2 protein-coding genes are annotated in these 3,100 nt (G+C 39.5%); one reads left to right on the top strand and one right to left on the bottom strand.

The window, feature by feature from the left end; genetic code table 11:
* Nucleotides 1–105: 105 nt before the first annotated feature.
* On the bottom strand, nt 106–1,623 hold the full coding sequence (locus ABY905_RS15570; RefSeq protein ID WP_372645533.1) for a glutamate synthase-related protein: 1,518 nt from the start codon (nt 1,621–1,623) through the stop codon (nt 106–108).
* A 779-nt stretch (nt 1,624–2,402) separates the two neighbouring features.
* On the opposite strand from ABY905_RS15570, the gene ABY905_RS15565 reads away from it, so the two are divergent.
* On the top strand, nt 2,403–2,981 hold the full coding sequence (locus ABY905_RS15565) for a hypothetical protein (protein WP_372645531.1): 579 nt from the start codon (nt 2,403–2,405) through the stop codon (nt 2,979–2,981).
* Nucleotides 2,982–3,100: the final 119 nt, after the last annotated feature.

Genomic DNA, 3,100 nt, shown 5'->3' with positions numbered 1-3,100 from the left:
GCTGGAAGATATATCCCCTCATATTTACAGTACTTGCAGCAAACTCATCAACGACAACCACAGGCATCTTGTCTCCTTGCAAGACTTTAGGTATTTCGGCTAAATTCATTTTACGCCTCCAAAATTAATTCCCGTTAAATCTGCCATTTCTTTTTTCCAGGTTGTGATATCACTCTCATTAAACTGGTTGAGATGATGATGACCACAGGCACGCGCCATAACTTTCATCAATTCAGTTGAGGCCGAAAAGAAATTATGGAGCTGTTTGGCTGATTTATCCACGTTAATTAGCTTACGCAGCTCAGGCTTTTGAGTTGCAACGCCAGCCGGACAATTATTGGTATGACACATTCGCGCAGCAACACAACCAATTGATTGAATAGCAGAGTTCGCCAATGCGACACCATCAGCACCTAAAGCCATTGCCTTTATAAAATCATCAGGAACACGAAGTCCTCCCGTTATAATCAAAGTGATATCCTTTCTATTGCGCTGATCGAGGTATTTACGAGCTCGTGCTAAGGCTGGAATGGTAGGTACTGAAATGTTGTTTCTAAAAATCAATGGAGCGGCTCCAGTGCCTCCTCCGCGACCATCAATAATGATATAATCAGCAGAAGCATCAAGTGCAAATTGAATATCTGCTTCGATATGATTGGCAGATAGTTTAAAACCAATGGGAATACCTCCCGTTATCTCACGAACCTTATTGGCGAAATTCTTAAAATCTTCAACCGTATGTAGATCGTCGAATGTAGGTGGAGAAACCGCTGGCGTTCCTTCAGCCAGTTTACGAACCTGCGCTATTTTCCCAACAACCTTATTGCCTGGCAAATGTCCTCCAGTTCCTGTCTTGGCACCCTGTCCACCTTTAAAATGGAAGGCTTGCACACGCTTTAGCTTATCCCATTCGAAACCAAACTTAGCCGAAGCATATTCGTAAAAGTATTTGCTGTTAGCCTGTTGTTCTTCGTCCAGCATACCACCCTCGCCCGAACAGATTCCTGTTCCAGCCAGTTCTGCCCCCTTCGATAAAGCTATTTTTGCTTCTTCGGACAAAGCACCAAAGCTCATATCGGAAACAAAGAGAGGAATATCCAGTCGTAATGGTTTTTTCGCATTGGGACCAATAATCAGTTCTGAACCCACGGGAACATCCTCCATAAGTGGTTTGGTTGCCATTTGAGCCACCAATAACTGAATATCTTTCCACTGAGGAAGTTCAGGCCCAGGAACGCCCATAGCATCAACTTCGCCATGATGACCTGTTTTAGATAAACCATCACGAGCCAGAGCTTTGATATAAGCCAAAGTTGGTTCTTCAACTGTCGATTCAGTATGAGAAGCTGTTGTTTGACTCACCATATTTTGGGAATCCTCATCTTTCAAAGACTTATGTGTTCCATCACAATAAGGTAAGTTCTTACTTTGCTTGCACATACATAAATAGGCCTCACCCGTTTTGTCCGGAGAAAAAAACAGCGGTTTAAAAGAGGTGCTAATGTGTGAACCATCGCAAAAGGGTTGGCTCTTTGATTCTCCACATGCACAAAAATACAAATCATCATCTTTCAGTAGCTCAACAACTATGGGTTTCTTACCTGCTCTCTTGGGTTCACTCATCTTATAGGGTTTAAAATTTGGATTACACCTCAATTTAAAAACTATTTACCAATTATTCATAATAAGTAGTCTGTATTTTGAATTGCGACAGTTCCCTACCCAAATGGACTCGATCGAATTCTGCTTCGCTCCATTTAAGCCCCTTTAGAGGTTTGGGTGTAGAATACAAACAAAAATCAGACGCTGATTAAACATGATTTTCTTATGATCTTTTCGTTCAGATATTAATCTTATTTTAATCATTAAAATCTGCGTCAGAAATTAATGTTACTGCTTTACTACATTTTCGTCCCAAATGGACTCCGTCGAATTCCGATTTGCTCCAATTCAGCAAGAGGCTAAGTCGTCAACGATTCGTTTTACAATCTCATTTCTAGTGGAAGACACGCGAATACGGATGCTTTTTTATTTAGAACGCAACTAAACAGAGTCATTGGCGAAAAAAATCTACATTCCATAAATTAACATAAACACCTCCGCTCAACTCAATTATTATGTTTCAAGTACACAGATATAGCTACATCGAAGCTACATCGAACCTACATCGAAGCTATACCGAAGCTACAAACTAGCCAAATTTCACTTTAAAAGGTTTAATAAGACCGCAATTAATATTTTGTTTACGACCAGCTTGTCTTCGATATCGAAGAGGAAACATTTTGATATTTAAATAAAATAATTGGAACTTGGTCATAGGTTTAAATCAATTCACCCAATACTGGTAATTTGAAATTAAACGAATCCGGGTTATTTTTATTAACACTTAAATTTTAATTCAGATGGCATATGTAAAGAAGAATATCGTAACCGATGGCTTAAGTGGTAAGCTTGGTAAAAATTTAGTTTTTAGACAAAGTAATGGAAAAACTGTTGTGGCGACTAGTCCTACACCATCGGGCACTAGCAGTGAAAAACAGATAGACCACAGAAAGTTATTTACCAGGGCTACCCATTACGCCCAATGTCAGATGGCTGATCCTGTGTTTGGAGAGAAATATCGTTTGGCAGCAAAGGCCAAAGGTTTAAGAAATCCAAACAATTTAGCGGTGCAAGATTTTATGAGACCGCCAGTAATTGAAACTCTCAATGTAAATAATTATCATGGTGAAATAGGCGACGAAATTATTATTGAAGCCTATGACGACTTGGAAGTTGAAAAAGTCGCTGTAGAAATTTATCATGAAGATGGCAGCCTTGTGGAAAAAGGCTTTGCCAGTACAAATGGCAATATTTATGAGTGGCATTACACTGTAAGTGTGGCTAATAGTGAATTTAATGGTAATAAGGTGCTTGTGAAAGCATTTGATCATCCCGGGAATGAAACAAACCAAGAGGTTATATTGTCCTCACAAAACTAGTATGAGATTCATCCCGAGAAAAATTCTGGCAGATAAAAGCGATCTGCCAGAATTTAAGTCCTCTATTAAGCATCGGCTTATAAAAAACGATCCCTCCAATTTGTAGAACTGGAGGGATC

Source organism: Ancylomarina sp. (assembly GCF_041555295.1).
In the GTDB taxonomy this organism is placed as follows: Bacteria; Bacteroidota; Bacteroidia; order Bacteroidales; family Marinifilaceae; genus Ancylomarina.
Note: the sequence above shows the minus strand (reverse complement) of the source record. Positions and strands in the feature narration are given on the sequence as shown.